Genomic DNA, 18632 nt, shown 5'->3' with positions numbered 1-18632 from the left:
TCTTCTTCGTCAGGCGTCGCGGATCAATTCATAGAGGGCGACCGCCGCCGCGTTCGACACGTTCAGCGATTCCATGCCCCGGATCGGCAGTTTGGCGACGGCGTCGCAACGCTCCCGCGTCAGGCGGCGCAGCCCCACCCCTTCGGCGCCGAGGACGATGGCGACGGCGCCGGTGGTATCGGTCGCGGCCAGGGTCGCGGGGGCGTCGGCATCGAGGGCGATCCGCCAGTAACCCATGGCCCCGAGATCGTCGAGGGCGCGGGCGAGGTTGACGACGCGGACCAGCGGAATGACGTCCAGCGCGCCCGAGGCGGATTTCGCCATCACGGCGGTTGCACCGGGGGCATGGCGGTCGGTGACGACGACGGCGCGGGCCCCGAAGGCGGCGGCGGAGCGGAGAATGGCGCCGACGTTGTGGGGATCGGTCACCTGGTCGAGCACGACCACCACGGCCCGTTCGCCGTCGTCCCGTGCGCAGGCTTCGTCCAGCGCCAGTTCCTCCAGCGGCTCGACCTTGAGGGCGAGACCCTGATGGACCGAGGCGGGCGGCAGGATCCGCTCCAGCACGTCGCGCTCGGCGAATTCGACGGGAAGGCCCCGGGCCTCGACGGCGCGGCGGACCGGGGGCGGCAGATCCTCCATGTCGGTCGCGACCGCGACCAGCCGGTGACAGCGCCGCGCCGCATTCTCGAGCGCGGCGACGACCGGATGCTGGCCGTAGAGCCACAGCCCGCCCTCGCGCGGCGGGCGCGCTTCCGGCTTCGCCTCGGGGCGCCTGCCCGCGTTGGGCTTGCCGCCGGCGGGACGGCTGCCCCGGCCACCGGCCGGGCGAGAAGGGGCGCCTTGCTTTGGGGCGGGGCCGCGACCGCCGGATTTTCGCTTGTCCATGGCCGAGGTTATAGAGCGCCCGCGCGTCCAAGCCAATCAGTCGAGCGTGCGCTTGTAGCGCCGCAGCGCGACGAAGGTGACCACCACCAGGATCACCACCAGCGGCCAGGCATTGGCCGCCACTTCGCCAAAGCCGTTGCCGCGCAGCATGACACCCCGCACGACCCGCAGGAAATGGGTCAGCGGCAGGCATTCGCCGATGGTCTGGGCCCAGACCGGCATGCCCCGGAAGGGGAACATGAAACCCGACAGCAGGATCGACGGGAGAAAGAAGAAGAAGGACATCTGCATCGCCTGCAACTGGTTGCGGGCGACGGTGGAGAAGGTGAAGCCGACGCAGAGATTGGCGGCGATGAACAGCATGACGGCGATCATCAGGGCGGGGAAGGAGCCGGTCATGGGCACGTCGAACAGGGCGCGGGCGGCCAGCAGCACGACGGCGACCTGAATGGCGCCCATGCCGATGGGCGGCACGATCTTGCCCAGCATGACCTCGATCGGGCGGACCGGCATGGCCAGCAGATTCTCCATGGTGCCGCGCTCGCGCTCGCGGGTCATGGCCATGGCCGTGACGATGACCATGGTCATCGTCAGGATGACGCCGATCAGGCCGGGCACGATGTTGTATTGGGTGATGCCCTCCGGGTTGAAGCGGCGGTGCACGGCGATGTCGAAGGGCGGCGGCGCGGCCGGCGTCACGTCGCCCCGGTCGTGAACCAGGGCATTGGTCATCACCCGCGACAGGGCGGCGATGGCATTGCCGGTGGCGGCGGGGTCGCTGGCGTCCGCCTCGATCAGGATCTGGGGATGTTCGCCCCGGCGCAGCGCGCGCTCGAATCCGGCCGGAATGGTGACGGCGAATTGCACCCGACCCAGTTCCAGGGCGCGGTCTATCTCGGCCCGCGAGACCGCCTCCTCGGTCGGGCGGAAATAGCCGGAATTGCGCAGCGCGCTGAGAACGCTGCGGCCGTGGGGGCCGGCGTCGGCGACATGGACGATGGTCGGCAGGCCCTTGGGATCATTGTTGATGGCGAAGCCGAACAGGGTGAGCTGGATGATGGGAATGCCGACCAGCAGCGCGAAGGTCAGGCGGTCGCGCCGCATCTGGATGAATTCCTTCACCACCATGGCCCAGAGCCGGGCGAGGGAGAGGCGGAAGCGGCCGGTGTGCGCGCTCATGCGAAATTATCCGTCGACTGGTTCATCAGCAGGATGAACACATCCTCGAGCGTCGGCCGGTCGGCGATGAAGTCGAAGGCCGGGCCTTCCGCCGCGGCCGCCGCCAGGGTCGCCCTGAGCGCCGCGCCGTCGCGGCCGGAGATGTGCAGGACATTGCCGAAGGGGGCGACCAGATCGACGCCGGGCCGGCCCTGCAGGCGCCGCGAGAGGGCGGCGGCGCCCGGCGTGTCGACGGTGAAGGTGGACAGGCCGGCGCCCGCCACCACCTCGTCCACCGTGCCCTCGGTCAGCTTCTGGCCGTAGGCGAGATAGGCGATGCGGTGGCAGCGTTCCGCCTCGTCCATATAGTGGGTGGAGACGAGGACGGTCATGCCGTCCTCGGCCAGTTCGTGGATCTCGTCCCAGAAATCGCGCCGGGCCTTGGGGTCGACACCCGCCGTCGGTTCGTCGAGCAGCAGCAGGCGGGGCTCGTGCATGATGCAGGCGGCGAGCGCCAGGCGCTGTTTCCAGCCGCCCGACAGTGTCCCCGCGAGCTGGCGCCGCCTGTTCCCGAGGCCGAGACGTTCCAACGTGCGTTCGACCCGGCCGCGCCGGTCGTCCAGCTCGAAGACGCGGGCGACGAAGGCGAGATTTTCCTCGATCGTCAGGTCTTCGTAGAAACTGAACTTCTGGGTCATGTAGCCGACCTGGCGGCGGATCGCCTCGCCTTCGCGGAGCACGTCGTGGCCGAGGCAGGTGCCTTCGCCGGCATCCGGCACCAGAAGGCCGCAGAGGAGGCGGATGGTGGTGGTCTTGCCGCTGCCGTTCGGGCCGAGGAAACCCATGATCTCGCCGCGCCGGACCCGGACCGAGACGTCGTCGACCACATTGCGGCCGCCGAAGCTCTTGGTCAGGCCGGTGACGTCGATCGCGAGTTCGCCGTTCACGGCGCGGGCTCCAGATTGATACCCCCCAGATCGACGCTCAGGGGCTGGCCGGGGCGGAGCGCCGCGCCGCTCGCCTGCCGCGCCTCGACCATGAAGACGAAGGTGCGCCGGTTCTCGATCGTATAGACCGTCGGCGGCGTGAATTCCTCCTTCGGCGCGATATAGGTGACGCGGGCGGAAAGATCGTCGGCGCAGCCGTCGCACGACAGGCGCACCGTCGCGCCGAGCGCGATCCGGGGCAGCATCGGCTCGGGCAGGAAGAAGCGGATCTTGATGCCGTCGGGCGGCAGCAGGGTCAGCACCGGGGCGCCGGCGGCCACCACCTCGCCCGGATCGCGGATCACTTCGCTGACGACCCCGGCGGCTGGTGCCGCCACCCGGCGTTCGGCGAGGCGCCAGTCGGCTTGGGCGAGAGCGGCCTCGGCGGCGCGGACGGCGGCGGTGGCCGCGCTCAACTGGTCGTCGCGGGCGGGGAGCGCGGCGGCGGCGCGCTGGGCCCTGGCGGCGGCGAGGCGGGCTTCGGCCTGGGCGGCGGCGGTTTCCGCCCGGTCCAGGGCCTGGCGGCTGGCGGTCGCCCTCACTTCGAGCCGACGGGTGCGGGCCAGTTCGGTCCTCGCGTTGTCGAGGGCGGCCTCGGCTTCGGCGACATTGGCGTCGAGGACGGCGAGATCGGCGGGGCGCGCGCCCTTCTCGATATCGGCGAGGCGGGCGCGGGCCTCCGCGAGGCTGGCGGCGGCGCGTTCGCGCTCGGCCTTCGCGGCCGTGTCGTCCAGGGTGAACAGGGGCTGGCCCGCTGCCACCCGGTCGCCGGCCTCGACCAGGCGCGCGGTCAGGCGCCCGCCCTCGTTGGCCGCGACATCGACGAAATCGCCTTCGGCATAGCCCTGGACCGTCGTCGGCGGGCCGTCGTCGCAGGCGGCGAGGGGGGCGGCGAGGGCAAGGGCGAGAAGGGCGGTGGCGAGAGGGCGGATCAAGGTCTTTCCTCCAGGGCGAGAGCACCGAGGCCGGCGGTCAGGACCCGGGCATGGGCACGGATCAGGGCGGCGGGATCGAAGGGCCGGTCGTCCACCGGGGCGAAGGTGGTGCGCCAGATGGCGGCGATCAGCACGGGGCCCATGATCAGCTTGGTCACGGTCTCGACCGGCAGATCGGGAAATTCGCCCGCCGCCCGGCCAAGGCCGTAGACATGGCCGAACAGGGTCTCGCCCCGGGCGATCACCTCCTTGCGGTAGAAGCGCGCGATGTCGGGGAAATTGCCGGCCTCGGCGATCACCAGCTTGGCGACGGCGGCGAGGTCGGTGGTCGCGACCTCCGTGCCCAATTCCTCGATCACCCGGCGCAGCACGGGGGCGACCGGGCCCCTGTGGCCGGAAAAGAGGCTCTGCACGCGGTCCAGCCGGGCGAACACGGTACGGCGGACCACCGCCTCGAAGATCGCCTGTTTCGACGGGAAATAGAGATAGACCGTGCCCTTGGTGACGCCGGCGGCGCGCGCGATGTCCTCCGTCCGCGCGGCGGCGAAGCCCTTCTCGATGAAGACGGCGAGGGCGGCATCCAGCAGTTCGGAAGGGCGCGCGTCCTTGCGCCGGCGCCAGCGCGGTCCGGAACCGGATTCGGAACCGGATCCGGGCGGCGGCGGCGAAGCCTCGGCGGTGTCGGGATGATCGGCCATGGGGTATGGTTTCTAGTAACTGACTGTTCAGTTATTAATGACGAAAGATGGAATCGGCGCAAGATCTTTGTCGCCGGCCGGGCCGCCCCCCTGGGAATCGGGGCCGAGCATCCCCATATGGCGCCTGTCGGGCCCCCGCCGTGGCCGACGCTTTCCGCGCCCTTCGCGCGGGCCTTCGAATCTTCTCTGTTTCCGATTGACAGCACGCGCCAAATGACCATAGTGCGGCGCTCTGGCGGGCAGGTCGCCCTGAACGTCAGCCCCGAGTGGAGGGGTGGCCGAGCGGTCAATGGCAGCAGACTGTAAATCTGCCGACGAATGTCTACGTTGGTTCGAATCCAACCCCCTCCACCATCGACTTAAGGGTCTGGGGCGGGCAAGGGCGGCGGACCGGCGGCGACGGACGGGCGGAACGCGAAAGCGGGTGGCTTGCTGAATTGTCTGGCGCGCGGGTGTAGCTCAATGGTAGAGCCCCAGCCTTCCAAGCTGGTTGTGTGGGTTCGATTCCCATCACCCGCTCCAAGCTCGGAAGGAAATCGCCGGCCGCGGCCGGCATTGAGAGAGTTTCAGGACAGCGGCGAAAGCCGTCTGTCCCTTCATCTTGGGTCGATGTTTTAGACGGACTGCAGAAATGGCCAAGGAAAGTTTCAAGCGGGACAAGCCGCATTGCAACATCGGTACGATCGGTCACGTCGACCATGGCAAGACGTCGCTGACGGCGGCGATCACCAAGGTCCTGGCGGAGACGGGCGGTGCGTCGTTCACGGCCTATGACATGATCGACAAGGCGCCGGAGGAGCGCGCGCGGGGCATCACGATCTCGACGGCGCACGTCGAATACGAGACGGCGAACCGGCACTACGCGCACGTCGACTGCCCGGGCCACGCCGACTATGTGAAGAACATGATCACGGGTGCGGCGCAGATGGACGGCGCGATCCTGGTCGTGTCGGCTGCCGACGGCCCGATGCCGCAGACCCGCGAGCACATTCTGCTGGCGCGCCAGGTGGGCGTGCCGTCGCTGGTGGTGTTCCTGAACAAGTGCGACATGGTCGACGACGAGGAGCTGCTGGACCTTGTGGAGCTCGAGGTTCGCGAGCTGCTGTCGTCCTACGACTTCCCGGGCGACGACATTCCGGTGATCCGGGGCTCGGCGCTGTGCGCGCTGAACGACTCGGACAAGAAGCTGGGTCATGACGCGGTTCTGGAGCTGATGGCGGCGGTTGACGACTACATCCCGCAGCCGGAGCGTCCGAAGGACCGTCCGTTCCTGATGCCGATCGAGGACGTGTTCTCGATCTCGGGCCGCGGCACCGTCGTGACCGGCCGTGTCGAGCGCGGCATCGTGAAGGTCGGCGAGGAAATCGAGATTGTCGGTCTTCGCGCGACGAAGAAGACGACGGTGACCGGCGTCGAGATGTTCCGCAAGCTGCTGGACCAGGGCGAGGCGGGCGACAACATCGGCGCGCTGCTGCGCGGCGTTGGTCGCGACGACGTGGAGCGCGGTCAGGTTCTGGCGAAGCCGGGCTCGATCACGCCGCACACGAAGTTCAAGGCCGAAGCCTACATCCTGACGAAGGAAGAGGGCGGGCGCCACACCCCGTTCTTCACCAACTACCGTCCGCAGTTCTATTTCCGGACGACGGACGTGACCGGCATCGTGACGCTGCCGGACGGCGTCGAGATGGTGATGCCGGGTGACAATGTCGCGATGACGGTCGAGCTGATCGCCCCGATCGCGATGGACGAAGGTCTTCGCTTCGCGATCCGCGAGGGCGGCCGCACCGTCGGTGCCGGCGTCGTCGCCGGAATCGACAAGTAAGGTATTGATTGGTACCCGGCCGGGGCTACAGGAGTGTAGCTCAATTGGTAGAGCACCGGTCTCCAAAACCGGGGGCTGGGGGTTCGAGCCCCTCCACTCCTGCCACTTCTCGAGGGTGGCGAACGGTCGGTAGATAGGAATGGGACCAGGGCCGGACGCGGGCGACCGCGTCCCGGCCCTCGGCTCGTTGTCGGTACTTCGGCCCCGCGAGGGGGCGGGCGCCGATGCCGGGCCGGGACGTCCGCTGAAGGCCGTTGGCCGCACAAGGATGAGTGACAGGGCATGAGCAAGCCGAGTCCGATCGAATTTGCCCGGCAGGTCCGCCAGGAAGTCTCCAAGGTGACCTGGCCGACGCGCAAGGAGACCGGCATCACGACCCTGATGGTCTTCATCATGGTGGTGGTGGCGTCGCTGTTCTTCCTGGTGGTCGACATCGGCCTTTCCAAGGCGGTCGAATTCGTCCTCGGCTTTGGAGCGTAAGGCCATGACGGCACGGTGGTACATCGTTCACGCCTATTCGGGCTTCGAGAAGAAGGTCGCGGGCTCGATCCGCGAGCAGGTCGAGCAGCACGGCATGGAGGACCAGATCCTCGAGGTGCTGGTCCCGACCGAAGAGGTGGTCGAAGTGCGCCGGGGCCAGAAGGTCTCGGCCGAGCGCAAGTTCTTCCCCGGCTATGTCCTGGTGAAGATGGAGATGAGCGATCAGGGCTATCACCTGATCAAGAACACCGCGAAGGTGACGGGTTTCCTGGGGCCGGCCGGCAAGCCGACCCCGATCTCCGAGGCCGAGGCTCAGCGCATCCTGCATCAGGTGCAGGAGGGCATCGAGCGGCCGAAGAGCACCATCACCTTCGAGATCGGCGAGCAGGTGCGCGTGGCCGACGGCCCCTTCACCTCGTTCAACGGCGTGGTGGAGGATGTCGACCTGGAGCGTTCGCGCCTCAAGGTCGCGGTTTCGATCTTCGGCCGGGCGACCCCGGTCGAACTGGAATTCTCTCAGGTCGAGAAGATCTGAGGGGAATAGGCGAGGGGCTCCGGTCCGCCCGATGGCGGTCGCGGGGCCGGTGAGGGAGGCCATCCTGGAAAAGTCCACCAGGGGCCGTACCCACGACCTCCCGGAACAACCGGCCGCCTTCGCGTGAAGGTCGGCCAGGAGGGATGTTATGGCGAAGAAGATTGATGGTTATATCAAGTTGCAGGTGAAGGCTGGCGCCGCCAACCCTTCGCCGCCCATCGGCCCCGCGCTCGGTCAGCGCGGCGTCAACATCATGGGCTTCTGCAAGGAGTTCAACGCGGCGACGGCCAGCATGGAGAAGGGCATTCCGGTGCCGGTGGTGATCACCGTCTATTCGGACAAGTCGTTCTCCTTCGTGACCAAGACGCCGCCGGTGACCTACTTCCTGAAGAAGGCGGTGAACCTGAACAAGGGTTCCACCACCCCGGGTCGCGGCACCGTGGGTTCGATCACCATGGCGCAGATCAACGAGATCGCCGCCATCAAGATCCAGGACTCGAATTCCAACGACGTCGACGCCGTCGCGCGCCAGATCGCCGGCTCCGCCCGGTCGATGGGCCTCCAGGTGAAGGAGTAATCGGATGGCTTTCGTCGGTAAGCGCCTGAAGAAGGCCGCGGAAGGTATCGACCGCAACAAGAACTACCCGCTCGCCGATGCGGTCCAGCTGATCAAGGAACGCGCCACCGCGAAGTTCGACGAGACCATCGAGGTCGCGCTGAACCTGGGCGTCGATCCGCGTCACGCCGACCAGATGGTGCGCGGCGCCGTCACCCTGCCGCACGGCACGGGCAAGACCGTGCGCGTCGCCGTCTTCGCCAAGGGCGACAAGGCCGATGCGGCCAAGGCCGCCGGTGCCGATCTCGTCGGCGCGGACGACCTCGCGGCCGAGATCCAGGCCGGCAACATCAACTTCGACCGCTGCATCGCCACCCCCGACATGATGGTGGTGGTCGGCAAGCTCGGCAAGGTGCTCGGCCCGCGCGGCCTGATGCCGAACCCGAAGCTCGGCACCGTGACCGCCAATGTCGCCGAGGCGATCAAGGCGGCCAAGGGCGGTCAGGTCCAGTTCCGCGTCGAGAAGGCCGGCGTCATGCAGGCCGGCGTCGGCAAGGCGAGCTTCTCGCCGGAAGCGCTGGAAGAGAACATCAAGGCTTTCGTCGACGCGGTGTCGCGCGCGAAGCCGACGGGCGCCAAGGGCACCTACCTGAAGAAGGTGGCCGTGTCCTCCTCCATGGGCCCCGGCATCCGGGTCGAAGTGTCGTCGGTCGTTTCCTGACGCTTCACCCAATGTGAATTCGAGGGTCTCCCGGCCGCAGGGCCGGGGGACTTTCGAGGTTTCCCGGCGAGAATGCTCGCATTCTTTCCGGGAAGGGGCGGTCCGGCAACGGATCGTCGCCCTGTCCGAGACTGCCGGCGCGCCCCGGGTTCCTGCCCTGGGTGCTTAAAATTCGCCAGCATAGACGGGAGTAGACAGAATTCGGCCCCGGCCATGCGTCGGGGACTGCGATTGGGTCTTTCCTGGGACAGGTGTCACGGATCGCGGGGCATGCCCCTCGGTTCTGGCAGAAACGGCCCGGCGGCGCAGGTCGCGCCATCGGGCAACTCGGGAGTAACAAGGTGGACAGAGCCGCAAAGAAGGAGCTGGTCGAGAACCTCTCGGACGTCTTCAACGAGACGTCGCTGGTGGTTGTCGGTCACTACAGCGGGCTGACGGTTTCGGAGATCACCGATCTCCGTCGCCAGATGCGTGCTGCCGGTGCCAGCTTCAAGGTTTCCAAGAACCGGCTCACCAAGCTTGCTCTCAAGGACACGAAGTTCGAAGGCCTGTCGGATCTCATGAAGGGTCCGACCGCGATCGCCTATTCGACCGATCCCGTCGCCGCGGCCAAGGTCGCGGTCGAATACGCCAAGAAGAACAAGAAATACGTTCTTCAGGGCGCGGTCATGGGCGGCCAGGCGCTGGACGTCGGGGGTATCGAAGCCCTCGCGACCCTGCCGTCGCTGGACGAACTGCGTGGCAAGCTGCTTGGCATGCTCCAGACCCCCGCGTCTCGGATCGCTTCGGTGCTGCAGGCGCCCGGCGGTCAGGTCGCCCGGGTGCTGGCGGCCTATGCCAAGAAGGACGAAGAGCAGGCGGCGTGAGCCTCCGTACCAACCCAATCCAGTCTCAAGTAAGGACGTATCAAAATGGCTGATCTGGCCCGTATCGTTGAAGAACTCTCGGCGCTGACCGTTCTCGAAGCCGCCGAACTGTCGAAGATGCTCGAAGACAAGTGGGGCGTTTCCGCCGCCGCTCCGGTCGCCGTTGCCGCCGCTGGCGGTGGTGCCGCCGCTGCTGCCCCCGCTGCCGAAGAGCAGACCGAGTTCACCGTGATCCTCGAAGCCGCCGGCGACAAGAAGATCAACGTGATCAAGGAAGTCCGCGCCGTCACCGGTCTCGGCCTCAAGGAAGCCAAGGACCTGGTCGAAGCCGCGCCGAAGGAAGTCAAGGCCGGCGTGTCCAAGGACGAAGCCAACAAGATCAAGGAACAGATCGAGTCGGCTGGCGCCAAGGTCACCGTCAAGTAATTCGGCTTTCGCCGAATTCGGATCGGGGGCGGGTTCGCCCGTCCCCGGTTCCTTCCCTTCCGTCGAAGGGCCGGCCCGGATGGGCGATGTTGGAACGAGGACTGCGCGCCGTTCCGCATCCGATCGAATGAAGCGCAGAGAGATGTTGTCGCGAGGGTCCCATGGCGATTTCGTTCACTGGCCGCAAGCGGGTCCGTAAGAGCTTCGGACGTATTCCCGAAGTGACGACCATGCCGAACCTGATCGAGGTTCAGAAGTCGAGCTACGATCAGTTCCTGCAGATGGATGTCGCTGCCGAAAACCGCACCGACACCGGCATCCAGGGCGTGTTCAAGTCGGTCTTCCCGATCAAGGACTTTTCCGAGAACGCTCATCTCGAGTTCGTGAAATACGAATTCGAGCATCCGAAATACGACGTCGACGAATGCCAGCAGCGCGGCATGACCTTCGCGGCTCCGCTGAAGGTGACGCTGCGCCTCATCGTCTTCGAAACCGACGAGGACACCGGCGCCAAGTCCGTCCTCGATATCAAGGAACAGGACGTCTACATGGGCGACATGCCCCTGATGACGGCCAACGGCACCTTCGTGGTCAATGGCACCGAGCGCGTCATCGTCTCCCAGATGCACCGTTCGCCCGGCGTCTTCTTCGACCATGACCGGGGCAAGACCCATTCCAGCGGCAAGTATCTCTTCGCCGCCCGCGTGATCCCCTATCGCGGTTCCTGGCTCGACTTCGAATTCGACGCCAAGGACATCGTCCATGTGCGCATCGACCGTCGCCGCAAGCTGCCGGTGACGACGCTGCTGTTCGCCCTGGGCCTGACCGCGGAAGAGATCCTGAACCACTTCTATCGCAGCATCCTGTTCCGCCGTTCGGGCACCGCCGGCCAGGGCCAGTGGCGCACCCCGTTCGAGCCGGAGCGTCTGCGCGGCGTGAAGCCGCTGGTCGATCTGATCGACGCCAAGACCGGCAAGGTCGTGGTCGCCGCCGGCACCAAGGTGACGCCGCGCATGGCCAAGAAGCTGGCCGAGGAAGGCGTCGAGGAACTCTTCGTCCAGTCGAGCGATCTGGTCGGGCGCTATGCCGCCAACGACATGATCAACGAAGAGACCGGCGAGATCCTGATCGAGGCCGGCGAGGAACTGACCGAAGCCAGCGTCAAGGTGCTGGACGAGGCGGGCGTCGAGGAATTCGCCGCGCTCGACATCGATCACGTCACGGTCGGCCCCTATATCCGCAACACCATGATGGCGGACAAGAGCCAGGCCTACGAACAGGCGCTGATCGAGATCTACCGCGTCATGCGCCCGGGCGAGCCGCCGACCCTCGAGACCGCCTCCGCGCTGTTCGAGGGCCTGCTGTTCGACGAGGAGCGTTACGACCTCTCGGCCGTCGGTCGCGTGAAGATGAATTCGCGCCTCAGCCTCGAGACGCCGGACACCCAGCGCACGCTGCGCAAGGAAGACATCCTGGCCGTCATCAAGACCCTGGTCGAACTGAAGGACGGCCGGGGCGAGATCGACGACATCGATCACCTGGGCAACCGTCGCGTCCGCTCGGTCGGCGAGCTGATGGAGAACCAGTACCGCATCGGTCTCCTTCGCATGGAGCGGGCGATCCGCGAGCGCATGTCCTCGGTCGAGATCGCGACCGTGATGCCGCACGACCTGATCAATGCGAAGCCGGCGGCGGCGGCGGTGCGCGAGTTCTTCGGCTCGTCCCAGCTCTCGCAGTTCATGGACCAGACCAACCCGCTGTCCGAGATCACGCACAAGCGCCGTCTCTCGGCCCTCGGCCCGGGCGGTCTGACCCGCGAGCGCGCGGGCTTCGAGGTGCGCGACGTGCACCCGACCCACTACGGCCGCATCTGCCCGATCGAGACGCCGGAAGGCCCGAACATCGGCCTGATCAACTCGCTCGCGACCTATGCCCGCGTGAACCAGTACGGTTTCATCGAGACTCCCTATCGCAAGGTGGTGGACGGGCAGGTGACCAATGAGGTCGTCTATCTCTCGGCCATGGAAGAGGGCAAATACGTCATCGCCCAGGCCAACGCGGAGCTGGACGAGGACCGCCGCTTCGTCGCCGACATGGTGTCCTGCCGCGAGGCGGGCGAGTTCGAGATGCGCCTGCCCTCGACCATCCAGCTGATGGACGTGTCGCCGAAGCAGCTGGTCTCGGTCGCCGCGGCGCTCATCCCGTTCCTCGAGAACGACGACGCCAACCGCGCCCTCATGGGCTCGAACATGCAGCGCCAGGCCGTGCCCCTGATCAAGGCGGAAGCGCCGCTGGTCGGCACCGGCATGGAAGCGACGGTGGCCCGGGATTCCGGCGTCACCATCGTCGCGCGCCGGTCGGGCGTGGTGGACCAGATCGACGGTACCCGCATCGTCGTGCGTGCCACCGAGGAGACGGATCCGGCGGCCTCGGGCGTCGACATCTACCGTCTGTCGAAGTTCCAGCGTTCCAACCAGAACACCTGCATCACCCAGCGTCCGCTTGTGAAGGTGGGCGACCGCGTGGCCCAGGGCGACATCATCGCCGACGGCCCCTCGACCGAACTGGGCGAACTGGCGCTCGGCCGGAACGTGCTCGTCGCGTTCATGCCGTGGAACGGCTACAACTTCGAGGATTCGATCCTGATCTCGGAGCGGATCGTGTCGGAGGACGTCTTCACCTCGATCCACATCGAGGAATTCGAGGTGATGGCCCGCGACACCAAGCTCGGGCCCGAGGAAATCACCCGCGACATCCCGAACATCGGTGAAGAAGGCCTGAAGAACCTCGACGAGGCGGGCATCGTCTACATCGGCGCCGAGGTGAAGCCGGGCGACATCCTGGTCGGCAAGGTGACGCCGAAGGGCGAAAGCCCGATGACGCCGGAAGAGAAGCTGCTGCGTGCCATCTTCGGCGAAAAGGCGTCGGACGTGCGCGATACCTCGCTGCGCCTGCCGCCGGGCGTGGCCGGCACGGTGGTCGAGGTCCGCGTCTTCAACCGCCACGGCGTCGACAAGGACGAGCGTGCGCTGGCGATCGAGCGCGAGCAGATCGAGACGCTGGCCAAGGACCGCGACGACGAACTCGCGATCCTGGAGCGCAACGTCTACGGCCGCCTGAAGGCGAACCTGATGGGCAAGCTGGTCGCGTCCGGCCCGAAGGGCATGCGCGCCGGCACCACGGTCGACGAGGCGAGCCTCGGCGAGCTGACCAAGGGCCAGTGGTGGCAGATCGCGCTCAAGGGCGACGAGCAGGCCAACCTCGACATCGAGGCCCTGAAGCATCACTTCGACGACGCCAAGGATCGCCTGCAGAAGCGCTTCGAGGACAAGGTCGAGAAACTTCAGCGCGGCGACGAGCTGCAGCCCGGCGTGATGAAGATGGTCAAGGTCTTCGTCGCGGTGAAGCGCAAGCTCCAGCCCGGCGACAAGATGGCGGGCCGCCACGGCAACAAGGGCGTCATCTCGCGCATCATGCCGCGCGAGGACATGCCCTATCTCGAGGACGGCACCAACGTCGACATCGTGCTGAACCCGCTGGGCGTGCCGTCGCGCATGAACGTCGGCCAGATCCTGGAGACCCATCTGGGCTGGGCCGCGGCCGGCATCGGCCGCCAGATCGGCGAGGCGGCGGACAAGATCCGTCGCGGCGCCGAACAGGTGGCGGCACTGCGCGAGAAGCTGGCGAACGTCTATTCGCCCGCCGAATACGCGCAGAAGATCGAACCGCTCGAGGATCGCGAACTCCTCGAGATGGCCGAGAACCTGCGCCGCGGCGTGCCCATGGCGACCCCTGTGTTCGACGGTGCCCAGCCGGCCGACATCGAGGATTATCTGGAGCGGGCGGGCTTCGCCACCTCGGGCCAGAGCACCCTGATCGACGGCCGCACGGGCGAAGCCTTCGACCGCAAGGTCACGGTCGGCTACATCTATATGCTGAAGCTGCATCACCTGGTGGACGACAAGATCCACGCCAGGTCGATCGGTCCCTACAGCCTCGTCACCCAGCAGCCGCTGGGCGGCAAGGCCCAGTTCGGCGGCCAGCGCTTCGGTGAAATGGAGGTCTGGGCGCTGCAGGCTTACGGCGCCGCCTATACCCTCCAGGAGATGCTGACCGTGAAGTCGGACGACGTCGCTGGCCGTACCAAGGTCTATGAGGCGATCGTGCGCGGCGAGGACAATTTCGAGGCCGGTATTCCGGAATCGTTCAACGTTCTCGTCATGGAAATGCGGTCGCTGGGCCTGAACGTCGACATGGGCGGCAAGGACGTCGCGTGATCCGCGCGACGTCCATGTTCATGCCGCATTCGACGATGATGATTTTCGCAACCGAGCGCGCGGGGACGCCCGCGGCGCCTGAGGGAGCAAAGTGATGAACCAAGAGGTCATGGCCCTTTTCGGGCAAACTCCCGGTACCCAGGCCTTCGATCAGATCAAGATCTCGATCGCCAGCCCCGAGAAGATCCGCGCCTGGTCGCACGGCGAGATCAAGAAGCCCGAGACGATCAACTACCGCACCTTCAAGCCGGAGCGGGACGGCCTGTTCTGCGCCAAGATCTTCGGGCCGATCAAGGACTACGAGTGCCTGTGCGGCAAGTACAAGCGCATGAAGTATCGCGGCATCACCTGCGAGAAGTGCGGCGTCGAAGTCACGCTCTCGAAGGTGCGCCGCGAGCGCATGGGCCATATCGAACTGGCCTCGCCGGTCGCGCACATCTGGTTCCTGAAGTCGCTGCCGTCCCGCATCGGCCTTCTGCTCGACATGACGCTGAAGGATCTGGAGCGCATTCTCTACTTCGAGAACTATGTCGTCACCGAGCCGGGCCTGACCGCCCTGAAGCGCAACCAGCTCCTCAACGAGGACGATTATCTGCGCGCCCAGGACGAATACGGCGAGGACAGCTTCGAGGCCGGCATCGGTGCCGAGGCGATCCGCAAGATGCTGGAGCGTCTGGACCTCGAGACCGAGCGCGATGAGCTGCGCCAGGAACTGGCCACCACGACCTCGGAGGCGAAGCCGAAGAAGATCGTGAAGCGCCTGAAGCTGATCGAGTCCTTCATCGAGTCCGGCAACCGCCCGGAATGGATGATCCTGACCGTCGTGCCGGTGATTCCGCCGGAACTGCGCCCGCTCGTCCCCCTCGACGGCGGCCGTTTCGCGACCTCGGATCTGAACGATCTCTATCGCCGCGTCATCAACCGCAACAACCGCCTGAAGCGCCTCATCGAGCTGCGCGCGCCGGACATCATCGTCCGCAACGAGAAGCGCATGCTGCAGGAGGCGGTCGACGCCCTGTTCGACAACGGCCGTCGCGGCCGCGTCATCACGGGCGCCAACAAGCGGCCCCTCAAGTCGATCTCCGACATGCTGAAGGGCAAGCAGGGCCGGTTCCGCCAGAACCTCCTCGGCAAGCGCGTCGACTATTCGGGCCGTTCGGTCATCGTGGTGGGTCCGGAGCTGAAGCTCCATCAGTGCGGCCTGCCGAAGAAGATGGCGCTCGAACTGTTCAAGCCGTTCATCTATGCCAAGCTCGACCTGAAGGGCATCGCCACGACGATCAAGATGGCGAAGAAGATGGTCGAGAAGGAGCGTCCGGAAGTCTGGGACATCCTGGAAGAGGTGATCCGCGAGCATCCGGTCATGCTGAACCGTGCGCCGACGCTGCACCGTCTTGGCATCCAGGCGTTCGAGCCGACCCTGATCGAGGGCAAGGCGATCCAGCTCCACCCGCTGGTCTGCGCCGCCTTCAACGCCGACTTCGACGGTGACCAGATGGCGGTCCATGTGCCGCTGTCGCTGGAAGCCCAGCTCGAAGCCCGCGTCCTCATGATGTCGACCAACAACATCCTGAGCCCGGCGAACGGCAAGCCGATCATCGTGCCGTCGCAGGACATCGTGCTCGGCATCTACTATCTGACCATGGACCGCCCGAACGAACCGGGCGAGGGCATGGCGTTCGCCAACATCAACGAGATCCAGGCGGCCCTCGATACCAAGGCGGTCACCCTGCATTCGAAGATCCGCGCGCGCCTGCACACGGTCGACGGCGAAGGCAATCCGATCGTGGTCCGCGTCGAGACCACGCCGGGTCGCATGCTGCTGTCCGAGATCCTGCCGCGCCATCCCTTCGTGCCCTTCGCCATGATCAACAAGCTGTTGACCAAGAAGGACATCTCGACGGTCATCGACACGGTCTACCGCCATTGCGGCCAGAAGGAGACGGTGATCTTCGCCGACCGCCTGATGGCGCTGGGCTTCAACCGTGCGTGCCGGGCCGGCATTTCCTTCGGCAAGGACGACATGGTCGTGCCGCACGCCAAGGAAGCCCTGGTCGCCGCGACCAAGGAGCAGGCCAAGGAATACGAGCAGCAGTATCTCGACGGCCTGATCACCCAGGGCGAGAAGTACAACAAGGTCATCGACGCCTGGGCCCAGTGCACCGACAAGGTCGCGGACGAGATGATGAAGGAAATCTCCTCGGTCGTGATCGACGAGGAGACCGGCCGCGCCACGCCGATCAACTCGATCTACATGATGGCCCATTCCGGTGCCCGCGGTTCGGCGGCCCAGATGAAGCAGCTCGCCGGCATGCGCGGCCTGATGGCCAAGCCGTCGGGCGAGATCATCGAGACGCCGATCATCTCGAACTTCAAGGAAGGCCTCTCCGTGCTCGAGTACTTCAACTCGACCCACGGCGCCCGCAAGGGTCTGGCCGACACCGCCCTGAAGACGGCGAACTCGGGTTACCTGACCCGTCGCCTGGTCGACGTGGCCCAGGACTGCATCATCGTCATCGACGACTGCGGCACCTCGAACGGCCTGACCGTCTCCGAAGTGGTCGAGGGCGGCGACGTCATCGAGCCCCTGGGCGACCGTATCCTCGGCCGTACTGCGGCCGTCGACGTGGTCGATCCCTCGTCGCAGGCCCTGCTGGTCGCCGCCGGCGAGATGATCGTCGAGGACGACGTCGAGCGTATCAACGCGGCCGGCGTGCAGTCGGTGCTGATCCGTTCGGTCCTGACCTGCGAGGCCGACGGCGGCGCCTGCGCCAAGTGCTATGGCCGTGATCTGGCGCGTGGCACCAACGTCAACATGGGCGAGGCCGTGGGCGTCATCGCGGCGCAGTCGATCGGCGAGCCGGGCACCCAGCTCACCATGCGCACCTTCCACATCGGCGGCGCGGCGCAGTTCTCGGAAAAGAACAGCCTCGAGGCGACGATCGACGGTACGCTGAAGATCAACAACCGCCAGATCGTCATCGACGGCTCGGGCCGCATGATCGTGATGAGCCGCAACTGCGAACTCATCCTGATCGACAACAACGGCCGCGAGCGGGCGCGTCACCGCGTCTCCTATGGCGCGCGTCTCTTCGTCGACGACGGCCAGACCGTGACCAAGGGCACCAAGCTGGTCGAATGGGATCCCCGGACCCTGCCGATCATCTCGGAACGCGAAGGTTACGCGGCCTATATGGACCTCGTCGAAGGCGTGTCGATGCGCGAGGTGATGGACGAGGCGACGGGTATCGCCTCGAAGGAAGTGGTCGACTGGCGTGGCCAGCCGAAGGCGGGCGACCTGCGTCCCCGCATCGGTCTGCGCGACGAGGCCGGCAACCCGGTCCTGCAGCCGAACGGCACGGAAGTGCGCTACTTCCTGGCCGCCGGCTCCATCCTCTCGGTCGAGGACGGCGGCAAGATCAACGCCGGCGACGTGCTGGCCCGTATCCCGCTGGAATCGGCCAAGACCCGCGACATCACCGGCGGTCTGCCGCGCGTCGCCGAATTGTTCGAGGCGCGCCGGCCGAAGGATCACGCGATTATCGCCGAGCGTTCGGGCCGTGTCGAATTCGGCAAGGACTACAAGAACAAGCGCCGCCTGATCCTGCAGCCGCTGGAAGGCGACGATGCCGATGCCCAGGAATATCTGATCCCGAAGGGCAAGCACATCACGGTCCAGGAAGGCGACATCATCCAGAAGGGTGACTATCTCCTCGACGGCAATCCGGCGCCGCACGACATCCTGAAGGTCATGGGCGTCGAGGCGCTCGCCCGCTATCTCGTCAACGAGATCCAGGACGTCTACCGGCTCCAGGGCGTGAAGATCAACGACAAGCACATCGAGGTGATCGTTCGCCAGATGCTGCAGAAGGTCGAGATCGAGGACTCGGGCGCCACCACCTTCCTCCAGGGCGAGCAGGTGGACCGCGTCGAGTTCGAGGAAGAGAACGCAAGGACGATCAAGCTGGGCCTGCGCCCCGCGACCGGCAGCCCGGTTCTGCAGGGCATCACCAAGGCCTCGCTGCAGACCCGCTCCTTCATCTCTGCGGCGTCCTTCCAGGAAACCACGCGCGTGCTGACCGAAGCGGCGACCGCCGGCAAGGTCGACAGCCTGGTCGGCCTGAAGGAGAACGTCATCGTCGGCCGCCTGATCCCGGCGGGTACCGGCGCCATGATGAACCGCCTGAAGGAAGTCGCCCACGACCGCGACAAGGAACTGGCGGCCCTCGAACGCGGCGACATGCCGGCTGTCGAGGACAACCCCGACGCCGCCTGAGCGGTGTG

General features: G+C 66.4%; 14 protein-coding genes and 3 tRNA genes. 12 read left to right on the top strand and 5 right to left on the bottom strand.

Annotated features, from left to right (window positions below; all coding sequences use genetic code 11):
- Positions 1-9: 9 nt before the first annotated feature.
- The 5 genes from rlmB to L2U69_RS16075 are packed head-to-tail and all read right to left on the bottom strand — an operon-like array spanning position 10 to position 4665.
- A complete protein-coding gene (rlmB, locus tag L2U69_RS16095; RefSeq protein WP_236108148.1) occupies positions 10-888 on the bottom strand; it encodes a 23S rRNA (guanosine(2251)-2'-O)-methyltransferase RlmB in 879 nt (292 codons plus the stop codon).
- Positions 889-924: 36 nt separating this feature from the next.
- Positions 925-2067: an ABC transporter permease gene (locus tag L2U69_RS16090; RefSeq protein WP_236108147.1), complete on the bottom strand. Its 1143-nt coding sequence runs from the start codon at positions 2065-2067 to the stop codon at positions 925-927.
- Positions 2064-2993 (bottom strand): ABC transporter ATP-binding protein, encoded by a 930-nt coding sequence (locus tag L2U69_RS16085; RefSeq protein WP_236108146.1) that lies wholly within the window; start codon positions 2991-2993, stop codon positions 2064-2066. The genes L2U69_RS16090 and L2U69_RS16085 overlap by 4 nt, the downstream gene beginning before the upstream one ends.
- Complete coding sequence (locus tag L2U69_RS16080; RefSeq protein WP_236108145.1) at positions 2990-3967, bottom strand: HlyD family secretion protein; 978 nt, start codon at positions 3965-3967, stop codon at positions 2990-2992. The genes L2U69_RS16085 and L2U69_RS16080 overlap by 4 nt, the downstream gene beginning before the upstream one ends.
- Complete coding sequence (locus tag L2U69_RS16075) at positions 3964-4665, bottom strand: TetR/AcrR family transcriptional regulator (RefSeq protein ID WP_236108144.1); 702 nt, start codon at positions 4663-4665, stop codon at positions 3964-3966. The genes L2U69_RS16080 and L2U69_RS16075 overlap by 4 nt, the downstream gene beginning before the upstream one ends.
- A 268-nt stretch (positions 4666-4933) precedes the next feature.
- Between L2U69_RS16075 and L2U69_RS16070 the strand changes: the two genes are divergently transcribed.
- The 12 genes from L2U69_RS16070 to rpoC all read left to right on the top strand — a co-directional run bounded on the left by L2U69_RS16070 (position 4934) and on the right by rpoC (position 18624).
- Positions 4934-5019, top strand: a tRNA-Tyr gene (locus L2U69_RS16070).
- Between the two features lie 94 nt (positions 5020-5113).
- Positions 5114-5187 (top strand) — tRNA-Gly (locus L2U69_RS16065).
- Positions 5188-5296: 109 nt separating this feature from the next.
- Positions 5297-6487 carry an elongation factor Tu gene (gene tuf / locus L2U69_RS16060; protein WP_236108121.1) on the top strand — a complete coding sequence of 397 codons (1191 nt, stop codon included), beginning with the start codon at positions 5297-5299 and terminating at the stop codon, positions 6485-6487.
- A 29-nt stretch (positions 6488-6516) separates the two neighbouring features.
- Positions 6517-6592 (top strand) — tRNA-Trp (locus L2U69_RS16055).
- 177 nt (positions 6593-6769) lie between these two features.
- The gene (gene secE, locus L2U69_RS16050; protein WP_236108143.1) at positions 6770-6967 is read left to right on the top strand and encodes a preprotein translocase subunit SecE; all 198 of its coding nucleotides are present in this window, start codon (positions 6770-6772) and stop codon (positions 6965-6967) included.
- Between the two features lie 4 nt (positions 6968-6971).
- Positions 6972-7502: a transcription termination/antitermination protein NusG gene (gene nusG / locus L2U69_RS16045; RefSeq protein ID WP_236108142.1), complete on the top strand. Its 531-nt coding sequence runs from the start codon at positions 6972-6974 to the stop codon at positions 7500-7502.
- Positions 7503-7650: 148 nt separating this feature from the next.
- Positions 7651-8079, top strand: a complete 429-nt coding sequence (gene rplK, locus L2U69_RS16040) for a 50S ribosomal protein L11 (protein WP_236108141.1) — start codon at positions 7651-7653, stop codon at positions 8077-8079.
- 4 nt (positions 8080-8083) lie between these two features.
- Positions 8084-8779: a 50S ribosomal protein L1 gene (gene rplA, locus L2U69_RS16035; RefSeq protein ID WP_236108140.1), complete on the top strand. Its 696-nt coding sequence runs from the start codon at positions 8084-8086 to the stop codon at positions 8777-8779.
- A gap of 341 nt (positions 8780-9120) precedes the next feature.
- Positions 9121-9645 carry a 50S ribosomal protein L10 gene (gene rplJ / locus L2U69_RS16030; protein ID WP_329605418.1) on the top strand — a complete coding sequence of 175 codons (525 nt, stop codon included), beginning with the start codon at positions 9121-9123 and terminating at the stop codon, positions 9643-9645.
- Positions 9646-9690: 45 nt separating this feature from the next.
- Positions 9691-10071: a 50S ribosomal protein L7/L12 gene (gene rplL / locus L2U69_RS16025; RefSeq protein WP_236108139.1), complete on the top strand. Its 381-nt coding sequence runs from the start codon at positions 9691-9693 to the stop codon at positions 10069-10071.
- A gap of 161 nt (positions 10072-10232) precedes the next feature.
- Entirely contained in the window at positions 10233-14348 is a 4116-nt protein-coding gene (gene rpoB, locus L2U69_RS16020; RefSeq protein WP_236108138.1) for a DNA-directed RNA polymerase subunit beta, read from the top strand.
- Between the two features lie 94 nt (positions 14349-14442).
- A complete protein-coding gene (rpoC, locus tag L2U69_RS16015) occupies positions 14443-18624 on the top strand; it encodes a DNA-directed RNA polymerase subunit beta' (RefSeq protein ID WP_236108137.1) in 4182 nt (1393 codons plus the stop codon).
- Positions 18625-18632: the final 8 nt, after the last annotated feature.

It is taken from the genome of Zavarzinia marina, assembly GCF_021568905.1.
In the GTDB taxonomy this organism is placed as follows: Bacteria; Pseudomonadota; Alphaproteobacteria; order Zavarziniales; family Zavarziniaceae; genus Zavarzinia; species Zavarzinia marina.
This window is presented reverse-complemented; position numbering and strand designations above follow the sequence as displayed.